The organism is Streptomyces sp. NPDC052301 (genome assembly GCF_044593395.1).
GTDB lineage: Bacteria > Actinomycetota > Actinomycetes > Streptomycetales > Streptomycetaceae > Streptomyces.
Genome location: NZ_JBIUBE010000002.1, coordinates 550,775 through 567,319, shown reverse-complemented (window position 1 = coordinate 567,319; position 16,545 = coordinate 550,775). Strand labels below are relative to the sequence as shown.

The 16,545-nt window shown below is 72.0% G+C and carries 12 protein-coding genes and 1 pseudogene; 5 read left to right on the top strand and 8 right to left on the bottom strand.

The genetic code is table 11. The features are described 5' to 3' along the window. Positions 1–10 precede the first annotated feature (10 nt). Together ACIHEJ_RS06225 and ACIHEJ_RS06220 are read left to right on the top strand one after the other, a co-directional pair. The gene (locus ACIHEJ_RS06225; RefSeq protein ID WP_400132454.1) at positions 11–421 is read left to right on the top strand and encodes a DUF742 domain-containing protein; all 411 of its coding nucleotides are present in this window, start codon (positions 11–13) and stop codon (positions 419–421) included. Between the two features lie 198 nt (positions 422–619). Further along, complete coding sequence (locus ACIHEJ_RS06220) at positions 620–1,222, top strand: GTP-binding protein (protein WP_400132453.1); 603 nt, start codon at positions 620–622, stop codon at positions 1,220–1,222. 6 nt (positions 1,223–1,228) lie between these two features. Here ACIHEJ_RS06220 and ACIHEJ_RS06215 read toward each other — a convergent pair whose 3' ends face one another. Then, positions 1,229–1,657, bottom strand: coding sequence for a PPOX class F420-dependent oxidoreductase (locus ACIHEJ_RS06215; protein WP_400132452.1), 429 nt, complete (start codon positions 1,655–1,657; stop codon positions 1,229–1,231). A gap of 94 nt (positions 1,658–1,751) precedes the next feature. Here ACIHEJ_RS06215 and ACIHEJ_RS06210 point away from each other — a divergent pair, with 94 nt between their 5' ends. Beyond that, positions 1,752–2,165, top strand: coding sequence for a roadblock/LC7 domain-containing protein (locus ACIHEJ_RS06210; RefSeq protein ID WP_400132451.1), 414 nt, complete (start codon positions 1,752–1,754; stop codon positions 2,163–2,165). 125 nt (positions 2,166–2,290) lie between these two features. Further along, positions 2,291–3,136, top strand: a pseudogene (locus tag ACIHEJ_RS06205) (DUF6397 family protein); the annotation flags it as partial. A 522-nt stretch (positions 3,137–3,658) separates the two neighbouring features. Here ACIHEJ_RS06205 and ACIHEJ_RS06200 read toward each other — a convergent pair. Continuing rightward, the gene (locus ACIHEJ_RS06200; RefSeq protein ID WP_400132450.1) at positions 3,659–4,528 is read right to left on the bottom strand and encodes an acyl-CoA thioesterase; all 870 of its coding nucleotides are present in this window, start codon (positions 4,526–4,528) and stop codon (positions 3,659–3,661) included. A 19-nt stretch (positions 4,529–4,547) separates the two neighbouring features. Then, complete coding sequence (locus ACIHEJ_RS06195; protein WP_400132449.1) at positions 4,548–7,061, bottom strand: DEAD/DEAH box helicase; 2,514 nt, start codon at positions 7,059–7,061, stop codon at positions 4,548–4,550. A 145-nt stretch (positions 7,062–7,206) separates the two neighbouring features. Between ACIHEJ_RS06195 and ACIHEJ_RS06190 the strand changes: the two genes are divergently transcribed. Further along, positions 7,207–8,001, top strand: a complete 795-nt coding sequence (locus ACIHEJ_RS06190) for a metal-dependent hydrolase (protein WP_400132448.1) — start codon at positions 7,207–7,209, stop codon at positions 7,999–8,001. Positions 8,002–8,015: 14 nt separating this feature from the next. On the opposite strand, the gene ACIHEJ_RS06185 is transcribed toward ACIHEJ_RS06190, so the two are convergent. From ACIHEJ_RS06185 to ACIHEJ_RS06165, 5 genes are all read right to left on the bottom strand, one after another. Further along, positions 8,016–8,270 carry a type B 50S ribosomal protein L31 gene (locus ACIHEJ_RS06185; protein ID WP_400132447.1) on the bottom strand — a complete coding sequence of 85 codons (255 nt, stop codon included), beginning with the start codon at positions 8,268–8,270 and terminating at the stop codon, positions 8,016–8,018. Between the two features lie 60 nt (positions 8,271–8,330). Further along, positions 8,331–8,801 carry a DUF5709 domain-containing protein gene (locus ACIHEJ_RS06180; RefSeq protein ID WP_400132446.1) on the bottom strand — a complete coding sequence of 157 codons (471 nt, stop codon included), beginning with the start codon at positions 8,799–8,801 and terminating at the stop codon, positions 8,331–8,333. Positions 8,802–9,824: 1,023 nt separating this feature from the next. Further along, on the bottom strand, positions 9,825–11,606 hold the full coding sequence (locus tag ACIHEJ_RS06175) for an ABC transporter ATP-binding protein (RefSeq protein WP_400132445.1): 1,782 nt from the start codon (positions 11,604–11,606) through the stop codon (positions 9,825–9,827). After that, positions 11,603–13,408: an ABC transporter transmembrane domain-containing protein gene (locus tag ACIHEJ_RS06170; protein ID WP_400132444.1), complete on the bottom strand. Its 1,806-nt coding sequence runs from the start codon at positions 13,406–13,408 to the stop codon at positions 11,603–11,605. The genes ACIHEJ_RS06175 and ACIHEJ_RS06170 overlap by 4 nt, the downstream gene beginning before the upstream one ends. A 1,019-nt stretch (positions 13,409–14,427) precedes the next feature. Continuing rightward, positions 14,428–16,416, bottom strand: coding sequence for an N-acetylmuramoyl-L-alanine amidase (locus tag ACIHEJ_RS06165; protein ID WP_400132443.1), 1,989 nt, complete (start codon positions 16,414–16,416; stop codon positions 14,428–14,430). Positions 16,417–16,545: the final 129 nt, after the last annotated feature.

Below are 16,545 nucleotides of genomic sequence, written 5' to 3'. Positions count from 1 at the left end.
GCCGGCACCGATGACCGAGAACCAGACCGGCCCGTGGGATCCGGGCACCCAGTGGTACGACGGCGAGGCCGGGCCCCTGGTCCGCCCGTACGCCATGACGGGCGGACGCACCCAGCCCGGGCCGACCGGGGTGCGCTTCGACCTGATCGCGCTCGTCACCCTCGACCCGGCCGCCCCGGCGTTCGACGACGACACCGGGCTGGGGCCCGAACACCGGACCCTGCTCGAGCTGTGCCGTACAGAGACGCAGTCCGTCGCCGAACTCGCCGCGGACGCGGACCTCCCCGTCGGTGTGGTCAGAGTGCTCCTCGGAGACCTGCTGGAGCTCGGCTGTGTCACCGTGAGCCGCCCCGTGCCCCCTGCGCACCTGCCCGACGAGCGCATTCTGCGCGAGGTGATCGAGGGGTTGCGAGCGCTGTAGATGACCGTTCGGACGCCGCCGTACGCCGTGCCGCACCCCGATCCGACCGGGTTGCGGCAGAAACCGGGCGGGATTCGGTCACATCAGGTGCTTTTCGCTCCGAACGCCCGAATGAACACACTCCGTTGTCATGATGCTGACTTCATTCCGCAACCACGTGGACGTCGACCGCAGCCGGCCCTCCCGAGAGAAGTGATCATGGTCTTCGAGCACTCCGACGCCGTCGGCGACTCCTCCGCCCTGGCACTGAAGATACTGGTCGCCGGCGGGTTCGGCGTCGGCAAGACGACCCTGGTCGGGGCCGTCAGCGAGATCCGGCCGCTGCGCACCGAGGAACTGCTCAGTGAGGCCGGTCAACTGGTGGACGACACCGACGGCGTGGACCAGAAGGTCACCACGACCGTAGCGATGGACTTCGGGCGCATCACGATCCGCTCCGGTCTGTCCCTGTACCTCTTCGGCACACCGGGTCAGGACCGCTTCTGGTTCCTGTGGGACGAGTTGTCCCAGGGAGCACTCGGCGCCGTGGTCCTCGCGGACACCCGTCGCCTGGAGGACTGCTTCCCCGCCGTCGACTACTTCGAGCACCGGCGCATCCCGTTCGTGGTCGCCGTCAACTGCTTCGCCGGGGCCCGCGCCTACGGCGTCCCCGACGTCTCCCGGGCCCTCGACCTCGATCGCGGAACCCCTGTGGTGCTGTGCGACGCGCGCAACCGGGACTCCGGCAAGGAGGTGCTGATCCGGCTCGTCGAGTACGCCGGGCGGATGCACGCCGCCCGGCTCCTCGACTCGGTCGGCTGAACGCCCTCAGGCCGCCAGGTCCTTGACGGCCACCACGTTGTCGAGGGTGACGCGGACCAGCAGTTCGCCAGGGACGCCGTTGCGGGCACCGTACTCCTCGGCGCGTTCCTCGCCCATGTACCGGGCGGCGATACGGGTCGCCCAGTGGCGCACCTCGTCCAGGTCCTCCGACAGCCGGGCGCGGCCGTTCAGCACCACGAAGTGGAACGGCGGCCGGTCGTCGTCCACGCACAGGGCGACTCGCCCGTCACGGGCGAGATTGCGCCCTTTCACGGTCTCCTTTCCGGTGTTGAAGACCAGTTCGTCCCCGTCCAGCAGAAACCAGATCGGCGCCACATGAGGGCTCCCATCGGCGCGAACGGTGGACAGCTTCCCCGTACGGGTGCCTGCCGAGACGAACGCCCGCCACTCCTCGTCGGTCATCTTCTGTGCCATGCGCCCATCCTGCTTGCCCGTACGCCGGTCGTGGGGAAGGCTGGCGGGGAAGTTCCTCCAGCCAGGGGGAGACGTCGCACGGGGAGAGACGGACATGGCGCAGAACCAGGGACTCGGCTGGCTCCTGGACGATCTGACCGAGCGAGTGGACCACGTGCGGCACGCGCTGGTCCTGTCCAACGACGGGCTGGTCACCGGAGCGAGCACGGGCCTCCGCCGTGAGGACGCCGAGCACCTGGCCGCAGTGGCGTCCGGGCTGCACAGCCTGGCCAAGGGCTCGGGACGTCACTTCGGCGCGGGCCGAGTGCGCCAGACCATGATCGAGTACGACGACGCCGTGCTGTTCGTGACCGCGGCCGGTGCCGGCAGTTGTCTGTGCGTGCTCAGCGGGGCGGAGGCCGACATCGGTCAGATCGCCTACGAGATGACCCTGCTCGTGAACCGGGTGGGCGAACACCTCGGGGTCGATGCCAGGCAGCCCGAACGGGCTCCGAGCACGGACCTCTGACCTGCGGTTTCCTGATCCCCGGGGAGTTATCCACAGGCTCGCCACGAGCTGCGCCGAATTGGTTACTGTGAGTGCACGGCGCACGCGCAGGGCGTGGGCCGATGAATCCACGGGGGAGTACGACCATGTCGGCAAGCACTTTCGACCAGCCCAGGTCCGTCACCTGCGCACCGAGCCACGCCGCTCGAGAACTGGGCCTCAAGCGATACGAGTTCGAACTCGCCGTGCATCTCGGCCGCATCCGGACCGTGCCCGACGAGGGCGGGGGAGGAGGCCGGAGGGTCGAGCGGGCGGAGATCGACCGCCTTCGTGCGCAGGACGGCTTCCCCGAGACGCTCCGTGAGCGGGTCCGGTTCGTCGGCACCGCCGAGGGCGCCGACCTGATGGACATCCCGGTCGGCCGGTTCACCCGGCTCGCCCGCGTGGGCCTGCTCGTGCCCGTGCGCTTCTACCTGAACCGCTATCGAGCCGTGGTCTGGCTCTATCTCGCGGAAGAGCTGCGGGACTTCATGGCGGGCGCCGAGAACGCACACCTGCTCAGGGGACGTACGCCGGAGAGCCTGCGCGGCCGGCTGGCGGCGGGAGTGGACCTGCGCGCCCGCAACTGGCGAGGGCGCCGTCTCGGTTTCCTCCTGCGGCAAGCGGAGGACCCGTGGGCCCGAGCCGCGGCCGTGGCGGCCTTCCTGCCGCCCCTCGAGATCGCCGACGTCGTCAAGGACCCGTACGAGCGCCGGCACCTGAACCGGTTCCGGCCCGCGCCGACCAGTCACGGCGCTCCGGGATCGCCCGCCGCCGGCCTCGCCGAGCGGATCACGACCGCGCAGGACGCCGACGAGATCGGCTGGCTGCGCAGCGACCTGGCACGCGCGCTCAAGGAGGCCCGGACTCTCGTACCCGCCCCGCGTCCGACGGTGCGCCGCGTCATGCCCTCGACGCGTACGGCCGCACAGCCCGTCCCACCCATGGCGCCCACGGTGACACGGCTCGCGGAGCCGGTGGCGCGGTGGTCCGCGCCGAGCGCAGAACAGGCGGCCCCCACGCCACAGCCGGATGGTGCGTCGACATCCACGGCCGGTTCGCCGGGCCATGGGCAGGTATCACTGGTCTCCGGGGCCGACGGTGCTCCGGCATCGCCGGCCTGCGAGCCGAACGGTGAGCGGAGGCCGCTGGGCCGGGGGCCGGGCGGTGGTCCGGCGTCGTCGGCGTGCGAGCCGGACCGTGGCTCTGCGTCGAGGACGGCTGAGGCGGGCGGTGGGCCGGTGTTGCGGGTGGCCGAGTGGCGCGGTCGGCCGGCGGTGGGGCCGAGCAGGCCACCCACTCGCCGGGACCACGCGTCGAGTCCTGCCCCGCCGGAGGCGGACCGCGGCCTGCGTGCCTGGCTGCGGCGCAGAAACCCACGGCCCGCGAAGGCCGCCCAAGCCTGAACGCCCGGCCGCTGTGCCATGCCGACGCCCCCCGCGAGGCGCTGACCTGCCCGTGCCGACGAGCAGCCCCTACAGGGGCCTGAACAGGCCCTCCTGGACGACCGAGACGAGCAGTCGCCCCTGCAGGTCGTAGATGCGCCCACGTGCCAGACCACGCCCGCCGGTGGCGACCGGCGACTCCTGGTCGTACAGGAACCACTCGTCCGCCCGGAACGGCCGGTGGAACCACATGGCGTGGTCCAGCGAGGCCATGTCGAAGTTCCGCGTCCCCCACAGGGGTTCGACCGGGATACGAACCGCGTCCAGGAGGGTCATGTCACTGGCGTAGGTCAGCGCGCAGGTGTGGACCAGCGGGTCGTCACCGAGCGGTCCGACGGCGCGCATCCACACGGCGCTGCGCGGCTCGGCGCCCTCGATCTCCTCGGCGTGCCAGCGCAGCCGGTCGACGTACCGGATGTCGAAGGGCTGGCGGCGTGCCATCCGCTCCAGCTGTTCCGGCAGCGCGCCCAGGTGCTTGCGGATCTCCTCGGTCACCGTCGGCAGCGAGTCAGGGTGCGGCACCTCACGGGCCGGCGGCAGCTGGTGCTCGAACGGTCCTTCCTCAGCCTTGTGAAAGGAGGCGGTCAGATTGAAGATCGTGCGGCCCTGCTGCACGGCCGTGACCCGGCGCGTGGTGAACGACCGGCCGTCGCGGACCCGCTCCACCTGGTACACGATCGGCACGCCCGGACGGCCGGGCCGCAGGAAGTACGCGTGCAGCGAGTGCACCGGACGGTCGCCGTCGGTGGTGCGGCCGGCGGCGACCAGCGCCTGGCCCGCCACCTGGCCGCCGAAGACCCGTTGCAGGGACTCCTGGGGGCTGCGGCCGCGGAAGATGTTGACCTCGATCTGCTCCAGGTCGAGGAGGTCGACCAGTCTCTCGGCCGGGTTCGTCGTCATCGGTGGGATTCTCCTGTGGTCACAGCTGGCCGACGTCGGTCACGCGGACGACCGCACGGCCCTCGGCGTCGGAGGCCGCGAGGTCGATCTCCGCGCTGATGCCCCAGTCGTGGTCGTCGCGCGGGTCGTCGAAGATCTGGCGGACGCGCCAGAGGCCGTTCGCAGGCTCCTCGTTGATGACCAGCAGCTTGGGGCCGCGGGCGTCGGGACCGGTGCCGAGGTCGTCGTACTCGTCCCAGTACTTGTCCATCGCCTCGCCCCACGCGTCGGCGTCCCAGCCGGACTCGGCGTCCATCTCGCCCAGCTCCTCCACCTGGTCCAGCGCGGCCAGCTCCACGCGGCGGAACAGGGCGTTGCGCACCAGGACCCGGAAGGCGCGTGCGTTGGTGGTGATCGGCTTGACCTCGTCGGCCTTCTCCTGGGCCTCCTCGGCGGTCATCTCCTCCGGGTTGGCGAGCTGCTCCCACTCGTCCAGCAGGCTGGAGTCGACCTGGCGGACCATCTCGCCCAGCCACTCGATCAGGTCCTGCAGGTCCTCGGACTTGAGGTCGTCCGGGATGTTGTGGTCGAGGGTCTTGTAGGCGCCGGCGAGGTAGCGCAGCACGATGCCCTCGGTGCGGGCCAGCTCGTAGAAGGACACCAACTCGGTGAAGGAAAGCGCACGTTCGTACATGTCCCGGATGACGGACTTCGGCGACAGCGGGTGGTCGCCGACCCACGGGTGGCTCTTGCGGTAGGTGTTGTACGCGTGGAAGAGCAGCTCTTCGAGCGGCTTCGGGTACGTGATGTCCTGGAGGCGCTCCATGCGCTCCTCGTACTCGACCCCGTCCGCCTTCATCGCGGCCACGGCCTCGCCGCGCGCCTTGTTCTGCTGGGCGACGAGGATCTGCCGCGGGTCGTCCAGGGTGGACTCGACGACGGACACCATGTCCAGGGCGTAGGAGGGCGACTCGGGGTCGAGGAGTTCGAACGCGGCGAGGGCGAACGTGGACAGCGGCTGGTTGAGCGCGAAGTCCTGCTGGAGGTCGACCGTGAGCCGGACGATGCGGCCCTCGGCGTCGGGCTTCTCCAGCTTCTCCACGATCCCGCCGTCCAGCAGCGAGCGGTAGATCGCGATGGCCCGGCGGATGTGCCGCAACTGCTGCCTGCGCGGCTCGTGGTTGTCCTCCAGCAGGTGGCGCATCGCCTCGAAGGCGTTGCCCGGCCGGGCGATCACCGACAGCAGCATCGTGTGTGTCACCCGGAAGCGCGAGGTCAGGGGCTCCGGCTGCGACTCGATCAGCTTCTGAAAGGTGTTCTCCGTCCAGCCGACGAAGCCCTCCGGCGCCTTCTTGCGCACCACCTTGCGCCGCTTCTTCGGGTCGTCGCCCGCCTTCGCCAGGGCCTTCTCGTTCTCGATGACGTGCTCGGGCGCCTGCGCCACGACCAGCCCCGCGGTGTCGAACCCGGCCCGCCCGGCCCGGCCCGCGATCTGGTGGAACTCACGGGCGCGCAGCGTGCGGACCCGGCTGCCGTCGTACTTGGTCAGGGCGGTGAACAGCACCGTGCGGATGGGCACGTTGACGCCCACGCCGAGCGTGTCCGTGCCGCAGATGACCTTCAGCAGGCCGGCCTGCGCGAGCTTCTCCACCAGCCGCCGGTACTTGGGCAGCATGCCGGCGTGGTGCACGCCGATGCCGTGCCGCACGTAGCGGGAGAGGTTGCGGCCGAACTTCGTGGTGAAGCGGAAGTTGCCGATCAGCTCGGCGATCTGGTCCTTCTCCTCGCGGGTGCACATGTTGATGCTCATCAGCGCCTGCGCCCGCTCCACGGCCTGCGCCTGCGTGAAGTGCACGATGTAGACGGGGGCCTGCCTGCTCTCCAGCAGGTCGGTGAGGGTCTCCGTGAGCGGGGTGAGCTCGTACTCGTAGGAGAGGGGAACCGGTCGGGTGGCCGAGCGGACCACCGAGGTCGGGCGGCCGGTGCGGCGGGTGAGATCCTTCTCGAAGAAGGAGACGTCGCCCAGGGTGGCCGACATCAGGATGAACTGCGCCTGGGGGAGTTCCAGCAGCGGGATCTGCCAGGCCCAGCCGCGGTCGCCCTCGGCGTAGAAGTGGAACTCGTCCATCACGACCTGGCCGACGTCCGCGTTCTTGCCGTCCCGCAGCGCGATGGAGGCCAGCACCTCGGCGGTGCAGCAGATCACGGGTGCGTCGGCGTTCACGGAGGCGTCACCGGTGAGCATGCCGACGTTCTCGGTGCCGAACAGCTTGCACAGCTCGAAGAACTTCTCCGACACCAGCGCCTTGATCGGAGCCGTGTAGAAGGTGACCTCGTCCCGGGCCAGCGCGGCGAAGTGCGCACCCGCGGCGATCATGCTCTTCCCGGACCCGGTGGGCGTCGAGACGATCACGTTCGCCCCGGAGACCACCTCGATCAGTGCCTCCTCCTGGTGGGGATAGAGGGTGAGGCCGCGCTCCTGCGCCCACGACTCGAAGGCTTCGTACAGGGCGTCGGGGTCGGCGGTCGGCGGCAGCTGATCGATGAGGGTCACGCCCCCATCTTGCCTGGCCTCCTCCCCGAGAGGGGAATCGGCTGCGGGTACGAAGATCATGGCCGCTACGCTGTGTCGCCGACGAGGCGTCGGCGCACCAGGTCAACTGGACAGCGGCACACGAGGAATGGGGCGGGAAGCGGCCATGATGGGACCAGCACACTCACTGTCGGGGGCCGCGGCCTGGCTCGGTGTGGGAGCGGCCGCCGCGGCGGCCGGGCATCCCATGCCCTGGCCGGTCCTCCTCGTGGGCGCCCTGCTCTGCGCCGGCGCAGCGCTCGCCCCGGACCTCGACCACAAGGCGGCCACCATCTCGCGCGCCTTCGGGCCGCTCTCCCGCTGGATCTGCGAGATCGTGGACAAGCTGTCGTACGCCGTCTACAAGACGACCAGGAAGCAGGGCGACCCGCGTCGCTCCGGCGGTCACCGCACGCTCACGCACACCTGGGTGTGGGCGGTGCTGATCGGCGGGGGCTGCTCGGCGGCGGCCATCACCGGGGGCCGCTGGGCGGTGCTGGCGATCCTGTTCGCGCACATGGTGCTGGCGATCGAGGGTCTGCTGTGGCGGGCGGCCCGGGGCTCCAGCAGCGATGTCCTGGTGTGGCTGCTGGCGGGGACCAGTGCGTGGATCCTCGCCGGGATCCTGGACAAGCCGGGCAACGGCTCGGACTGGCTGTTCACCGCGCCCGGGCAGGAGTACCTGTGGCTGGGTCTGCCGATCGTGCTGGGGGCGCTGGTGCACGACATCGGGGACGCGCTGACCGTGTCCGGCTGCCCGATCCTGTGGCCGATCCCGGTGGGCCGCAAGCGCTGGTACCCGCTGGGACCGCCGAAGGCGATGCGGTTCCGGGCGGGCAGCTGGGTGGAGCTGAAGGTGCTGATGCCCGTGTTCATGCTGCTCGGAGGAGTGGGCTGCGCGGCGGCCCTCAACGTGATCTGAGCGCCGGCTCCCGGTCAGGTCGCGTCCGCTCCGCCGTAGCGGCGCTCGAAGCGGGCGATGCGGCCCTCGGTGTCGACCGTGCGGGCCTTGCCCGTGTAGAAGGGGTGGCTCTCCGAGGAGATCTCCACGTCGATCACCGGGTAGGTCTGCCCGTCGTCCCACTCGATGGTCTGCTCGCTCTGCGCGGTGGAGCCGGTCAGGAACGCATAGCCGGCGGCGCGGTCGCGGAAGACCACGGGGTGGTAGTCGGGGTGCTTGTCCTGCTGCATGGCGGCTCCTGGTGCGGGGCGGTCGGGCAGGGGGCCGGCGGATCGGTCCGCATACGCGGATCAGCCGGGCAGGGAGTCCTCGTCGACGACGTGCATCGCGGCTTCCTCGGCCGAGGCCGCGGCGCCGTCGATGCCGACGTCGGTTGCGACGAGGGCGGGCTCCTCGTCCTCGTGCGCCCCCTCGTCGGGGGCCACGAGGCGGCCGGAGCGGAGGTGGCCGACCTCGTTGTCCAGGGGCTCCCCGTCGGTTCCGGTGCAGTCCCCGATGTCGTCGCCGTCGGGTACGGCGGGGTCCGGCAGTTCCTCGGCGAGCCGCTGGTCGAGGGTTTCCCCCGCTTTTCTCTCGGCGGCCGTCACACCGACGTGGTCGACCGCCCACGGTCGCTCGGGAGGGGACCAGCCACGGTCGAGGGGGTCGTCGACGCCGTCGAAGTCCAGTGTGTCCTCGACGTCGAGCACCCCCGAGTCCTCCCGGATCTCCGAGGGATCGGGCTGGTAGACGTCGTCCCCCCAGCCGTCGGCGCTGTCCACGAGTACCTCCAGGTGGTGAGGACGGCCGCGTGCCGCCGAGGCGGACGGCCGGCCGTCGGCACGTGCGGCACGGGTGTCGCACGTCGCGAACCGGGTGGTTCCGGGGTGTTTCCCGTGCCGGTGCCGTTTTCCAGCCTTCCACCCCTGCTCGGCACCGCGCAACGGCACGGGCTCCCGCCGGGGCCCGCACAGGCACCCCGCACCCCGAACGAACCTCCCGGGCCCCGGCGCACCACGACCCGGCCGCCTCGCGTCCGGAACACCCGCAGCCGGGACGGCGGCGCCGCCGTGATCATGCTGCCGAGCGCGGGAGCCGATCCTGCCGCTGGAGCCGACCGGGGTGGTCCTGCGGCGGGGATCGACGAGGACGGACCGGCCGCCGCTGTCGACGGAGACCGGCCCGCCGCGAGGACCACCGCAGTCCCTCCCGCGGTCGAGACCGACGGAGACCATCCGGCCGCCGCACCCAGCGCGGATCGTCCCGCCCTCGCACCCAGCGTGGACCGTGCCGCCCTCGCACCCAGCGTGGACCGTGCCGCCCTCGCACCCAGCGTGGACCGTGCCGCGCTCGCACCCAGCGTGGACCGTGCCGCGCTCGCACCCAGCGCGGATCGTGCCGCCCTCGCACCCACCGTGGATCGTGCCGCCCTCGCACCCAGCGCGGATCGTGCCGCCCTCGCACCCACCGTGGACCGTGCCGCCCTCGCACCCACCGTGGACCGTGCCGCCCTCGCACCCACCGTGGACCGTGCCGCCCTCGCACCCAGCGTGGACCGTGCCGCCCTCGCACCCAGCGTGGACCGTCCCGCGCTCGCACCCAGCGTGGACCGTCCCGCGCTCGCACCCAGCGCGGATCGTCCCGCCCCCGGCGCCCTCGCAGAGATCCCTCCCGCCGAGACGACGCCCGAACGGCGTTTCACCACCGAGCCCCCCGGCGACACCGCCGGCACCGGCACCAGGTCCTGCTGCGCCGGCGGCAGTCCGCCGCGCCGGATCACGGCCCCCGACGCCCCCTCACGGCCGTCACCCGTGCCAGGAGCGCCACAGCGCCGCGTACACCCCGTCCTCGGCCACGAGCTCGTCGTGGCTGCCCAGCTCGCTGATGCGGCCGTTCTCCACGACGGCGATCACGTCGGCGTCGTGGGCGGTGTGCAGCCGGTGGGCGATGGCGACCACGGTCCGGCCGTCGAGGACGCGGGCCAGGGAACGCTCCAGATGGCGGGCCGCGCGCGGGTCGAGCAGCGAGGTCGCCTCGTCCAGGACGAGCGTGTGCGGGTCGGCGAGCACCAGCCGGGCCAGCGCGGTCTGCTGGGCCTGCGCCGGGGTCAGCGCCAGCCCGCCGGAGCCGACCTCCGTGTCCAGTCCGTCGTCCAGCGCCCGTGCCCAGCCGTCGGCGTCCACGGCCCCGAGGGCCGCCCACAGCTCGGCGTCCGTGGCGCCGGTGCGGGCCAGCAGCAGGTTGTCGCGCAGGGAGCCGACGAAGACGTGGTGCTCCTGGTTGACGAGGGCGACGTGCGAGCGGACTCGTTCCGCCGGCATCCGGGACAGCTCGGCGCCGCCCAGGGTGATCCGGCCGTCCCGGGGCGCGTAGATCCCGGCGAGCAGCCTGCCCAGCGTGGACTTGCCCGCGCCCGATGGGCCGACCAGGGCCAGCCGGGTGCCCGGCGCGACCTCGAGGGACACCCGGCGCAGCACATCGACGCCCTCGCGGTAGCCGAAGTGCACCCCGTCGGCGCGCACGCCCCGCCCCTCGGGGGCCAGCGTGGCGTCCCCGGCGTCCGGCTCGATGTCCCGCACGCCGACCAGGCGGGCCAGCGACACCTGGGCGACCTGCACCTCGTCGTACCAGCGCAGGATCAGGTTCACCGGATCGACGAGCATCTGCGCGACGAGGGCGCCCGTGGTCAGCTGGCCCACGCCGATCCAGCCCTGCAGGACGAACACACCGCCGACCATCAGGACCGAGCCGAGCACGAGGACATGGACGGCGTTGATGACGGGGAAGAGCACGGACCTGAGCCAGAGGGTGTACCGCTCCCAGGCCGTCCACTCCTTGATCCGCTGCTCCGACAGGGCGATGCGGCGGGCGCCGAGGCGGTGGGCCTCGATGGTGTGGCCCGCGTCCACGGTCTCGGCGAGAGCGGCAGCGACGGCGGCGTACCCGGCGGCCTCGGAGCGGTAGCCGGAGGGCGCCCGCTTGAAGTACCAGCGGCATCCGACGACCAGCACCGGCACGGCGACCAGGACCGCCGCGGCCAGCGGAGGCGCCGTCACGACGAGCCCGCCGAGCAGCAGCAGGGCCCACACGACACCGATGGACAGCTGTGGCACGGCCTCGCGCATGGCGTTGGCCAGGCGGTCGATGTCGGTGGTGATGCGGGAGAGCAGGTCGCCGGTGCCCGCCCGCTCCAGCACGCCCGGCGGCAGTCCGACCGACCGGACGAGGAAGTCCTCGCGCAGGTCGGCCAGCATCCGCTCGCCGAGCATCGCACCCCGCAGCCGCACTTGCCGGACGAACACGGCCTGCACCGCCAGCGCGAGCGCGAACAGGCCGACGGTCAGGCCCAGATGGAGCTCCCGGGCCCCGTCGGAGACCCGCTCGACCAGTCCGCCGAGCAGGTACGGGCCCACCATGGAGGCGACCACCGCCACCGTGTTGACGCCGATGAGCAGCAGGAAGGCGCGGCGGTGCCGGCGGAAGAGTTCGGTGACGTAGGCACGCACGGTCGCGGCGGCGCCGACGGGCAGGGTGGTGGCGGTCGTCGGGGCCGCCGGGTCGTACGCCGGTGGCGCAACGCCGATCATGCGCTCTCCTCGATCTCTTCCAGCTCCTGGAGGGCGCCCAGCAGGGCGCCCTCGTCGGCCGCGGTCAGCTCGTCGTCCGTCTCCCGCGTCACCACGGCCCGGTACCGGGGTTCGCTGTCGACCAGCTCCCGGTGCACGCCGGTCGCCACGACCGCGCCCTCGTGGACCAGGGCGACCCGGTCCGCGCGGTCGAGCAGCAGCGGAGAGGAGGTGAACACCACCGTCGTCCGCCCCGACCGCAGTCGGCGCAGGCCGTCGGCGATCCTGGCCTCGGTGTGCGAGTCGACCGCCGAGGTCGGCTCGTCCAGCACCAGCACCTCGGGGTCGGTGATCAGGGACCGGGCCAGCGCGAGCCGCTGCCGCTGGCCCCCGGACAGGGACCGTCCGCGCTCGGTGATGCGGGCGTCCATCGGGTCGGCTGCGTCCAACGACCCCTGCACGAGCGCGTCGAGTACGTCCGCGCACTGCGCCGCCGCCAGCGCGTCCGCGGCCGGCACGGCTCCGGAGGAGGGGACGTCGAGCAGCTCGCGCAGCGTGCCGGACAGCAGTACCGGGTCCTTGTCCTGCACGAGGACGGCCGTACGGGCGCTGTCCAGGGGGAGTTCGTCCAGCGGCACCCCACCGAGCAGCACCGGGCGGCCCGGTTCGGCCGGGTGGCCGCCCAGCCGCTCCGCGAGCCGCCCGGCCGCGTCCGGGTCACCGCACACCACGGCGGTGAACCGGCCGTTGGCGGCGAGCAGCCCGGTCCCGGGGTCGTACAGATCCCCGCCCGGCACCTCGGCCTCGCGGGTGCCGTCGGTGTCCGTGGCCCGCCGCAGCGACAGCACGCGCGCCGCCCGTTTGGCCGACGGGCGCGAGAAGGAGTACGCCATGGCGATCTCCTGGAAGTGCTGCAGCGGGTAGTTGAGGACCATGACCGCGCTGTAGACGGTGACGAGTTCGCCGACCGCGATCCGGCCCTGGCGGGCCAGGTGGATGCCGTGCCAGACCACCGCGATCAGCAGCAGTCCGGGAAGCAGCACCTGGAGGGCGGAGATGAGCGACCACATCCGGGCGCTGCGCACCGCGGCGTGCCGTACCTCCTGCGAGGCCCGGCGGTAGCGGTCGAGGAACAGCTCCTCGCCGCCGATGCCGCGCAGGACGCGCAGCCCGGCGACGGTGTCGGAGGCCAGCTCGGTGGCGCGGCCCGCCTTCTCCCGCTGGACGTCGGCGCGGTGCGTGGCCCGGGGCAGCAGCGGCAGCACCGCCAGGGCCACGGCGGGCAGGCCGACGGCGACGATCACACCCAGCGCGGGCTGGTAGAGGAGGAGGCCGACACCGACCACGACGACCGTGGACGCCGCAGCGGTGAACCGGGAGACCGCCTCGACGAACCAGCCGATCTTCTCCACGTCACCGGTGGAGACGGCCACCACCTCACCAGCCGCGACCCGCCGGGTCAGCGCGGAACCGAGGTGGGCGGCCTGACGGGCGAGCAGTTGCTGGATGCGGGCGGCTGCCGTGATCCAATTGGTGACGGCTGAGCGGTGCAGGAAGGTGTCGCCGACGGCGATGCCCGTGCCGCACAGCAGCAGCAGACCGCCCGTCAGGGCGAGCCGGCTGCCGGATCGGTCGACGACCGACTGGACGGCGAGGCCGACACAGAAGGGCAGCAACGAGACGGAGACGAAGTGGAGCAGGCCCCAGGCGAGCGATTTCAGCTGCCCGCCCAGCTGACTGCGCCAGAGCCACCACAGGAATCGGGGACCCGAACGCGCGTCGGGCACGCCCGGGTCGGGATACGGAAGGTCTTGAATTCGCATGACGTCCCAGTGGCTCGTGTCAGGGGAGGGGGGAAGCGGCGAGGAGCGGCAACAAGCCGTGACAGAGTCGCGTCGCAGAGTGGTGGATTTCAAACGGTTTTCCTCGGCCGCCCGGGCCGTCCCCGACTTCCGGCCAGGCGCCCGTCGCCGGGTGGACGCCGCCCGGGGCGCCGGTCGCCCGACAGGATGAAGGCCCGGAAGCTCGCACGATCAGCTGGTGTGCGGTGCCACGATGATCCGGCACAGATCGACAGCGTGTGGCGTGCGCGGCTCGCGGCGCGGCCCTCGGGGACGCTCTGCGTCGCCTTCACGGCCTGCCGCCCCCGCGCCCGGTCCCGCTCGCACCGGCGGCGCGCCGGGCCCCGGCGGCCGTCCCCCGCAGACCCCGACCCTGTCCTCGCCCCCTACGGCCTGCCCGACCCGCATTCCGGGCCTGCATCGGTGACCACTTCGCGCGGCGGATCCCCGCGGACTCCCGCCAGGTCGTGGCCGTCCACGGGGAGGGTGCGCAGTCGGCCGGCTCCACCCTGGTGCTGTACTCCCGGCGCGGTGCCGAGTGGCATCCGGTGGCCAGTCGGCCCGCCCACAACGGACGGTACGGCTGGACCACCGACCACCGGGAGGGCGACGGCCGCAGCCTGGTCGGCGTGTTCACCCTCTCCGACGCGGGCGGTGTGCTCTCCGACCCGCGCAGCAGGCCGCCGTACGATCAGGACGCGGCGCCTATGCGCCCCCGGCCGACCGGGACGAGGCGCATCAGCACGATTTCGACTACGTCATCGTCGTCGACCCCAACCGTCTTCCGGGGCACTCCGCCGCGGGATGACGGCCGTCCCTGGGGCGAGGACAGGGGCGGCGGCATCTGGCTGCACCTTGACCACGGCAGCGGCACGTCGGCCTGCGTCAGCGCCCCGGGGCGGGCCATGGAGTCCCTGTTGCGCACGCTCGACCCGGCCGGCCATCCGGTCGTGGTGATGGGGGACCGGGCGGAACTGGACGTCCGGCCGGGGCGGTGTGCGTCAGTGTCCGGCCGGGCGGCCCTGGTGCGCCGCCGGCGGTCCGGCCGCGGCGGGTGTGCTCACCACGTCCACGTCGTTCGCGCGGACGTAGCCGAGCCGGTGGCCGATCTGGATCTCGTAGTACTCCTCCTCCCCCTTCACCACCGGGTTCGGTGTGGTGACGAAGGTCGACTTGGCGACATAGGAACCTCCGATGGTGTCCTGGGTGACGTACCGCTGGCCCGCCAGGACGCGGTAGGGGAGCGGGGATTCGGGCTGCTCCTCCACGTCCTCCGGGTACGCCTCCGGCTCGGGCAGGGCCCGGCCGAACACCGGGACCTCGTCCAGGCCCTCCTTGGGTGTCACCATCCGGCCGCTCGCACCTACGGCCGTCGGGTGGGCCTTGGGGTTCTTGAACCATGCCTTCTGGCCCTGGTACCAGATCGCCGTCCAGTCGCCGCTGCGCCCGGCGACGGCGAAGGTCTGACCGGCGGAGACGCGCGACCCGAGGTCGTTGACGTCCACCGTGGACCTCGCGCCGTCCGGGTGGCGGCCCGGATCCTGGATGAGCGGCGCGTTCTCCTCCGGCCGGGTGTAGAGGCGGACGGCACTGGAACCGTGCTTCGGACACGGCTTGCCCCCGCGGGAGCAGCCGGTGAACAGCGGGGAGTGGGTGGCGTAGTCGGGCAGGATCATCACCATGTCGCTGTCCCGGCCGGCCGTGGCCCGCAGCGGCGCGCCGAGGAGGTCGAAGTAGTGCCGCCAGTCCCAGAAGGGACCGGGGTCGTCGTGCATGTCGGGGATGCTGTCCGTGGTCGGGGCCGGGACGTTGTCATGGCCGTAGATGTGCTGCCGGTCGAGCGGGATGTCGTACTTCTTGGCCAGGAAGCGCACCAGACGGGCCGAGGTCCGGTACATCGTCTCCGTGAACCACGTGCCCGGCTGCCTGAGGAATCCCTCGTGCTCGATGCCGATGGAGCGGGCGTTGACGAACTGGTTGCCGGAGTGCCAGGCCTGGTCCTTCGTCCTGACGTGCTGGGTGACGTGGCCGTCGCTGGAGCGGATCGAGTAGTGCCACGAGGCCTCGGTCGGGTCCTGCACGGTCTGGAACATGCTCTGCAGTGACGCTTCGGTGTCGTGGATGACGATGGAGTCGATCTTCTGGTCCTTGGGCCGGTCGCCGAGATCGTGGTTGCCGTAGTCGCCGTCTTCGTCGATCTCCTGGTACGCCGCGGCGAGCCAGTCGCAGGTCAGCTCGGCGGGGCACTCGACGTTCTTCGAGCGCCGTGCGTCCTTCGCGTGGACGGCTCGGGGGTGGACGCCGGGGCTGGCGGGAAGAGAGACCTTCTGCCCCTCGGCGGTGGTGCGGTGCGCCCCCTTGTGGATCAGCGAGAAGACGTCGTTGGCGTAGGTGGCGGCCGACGTGACGTCAGCTGTTCCGGGGAAACGTTTCACCGCCTCCCACCAGTCCGTTGGGTTGTTGCTGAGGGGCTTGCCGAGCTGCCGCTGTGTCGCCGCCAGGAGGGCCGCGCCACCCCGTACGTTGGCGGCGGCGTCCGTCCGCAGGCGTCCTGCCGGGGCGTCGATCAGGCGTGCGGCACGCTCCAGGTCCGCCGGCTGCACGGCACGGCCGCCCGAGGCGGCGGCCTCCGGCGCCGCGGGCGGGATGCCGGTGCCGTCCTGGGGGCCCGCTGCCAGTGCCGGGGGCTTGGCGCGGCGGGTGTCCACCAGGTGCATCGGCCCGTAGCCGCCCGCGACGCTGGGGGTGCCCGGGTGGGAGTCCCAGCGTGACTGCATGTAGGACACACCCATGAGCACGCTGCTCGGCACGTGGTACTCGCGAGCCGCGTCCGCGAAGGCGTCCTGGAGCAGTCGGTCCTGTGCCTCGTCGTCCGCGGACAGCGGGATGAGCAGCAACGGCGTCAGCACCGCCGCCGACGCGATCACGCAGGCCGTTCGACGGCAGCTGCGCAGACTGTTGGGAACACGTGGGGCGGCGGGTCTTCTCATAGGGCGGTTCTCCAGACATGTTCGTCACCATCAGGACGGCACCCTGGGAAAGGGAGTTGTCCTGCACGCCACCCCCTTCACGTTTCCGTGCCTGACGCGCCACGTCGCGCCAAGGGTCACCGGGGTGGC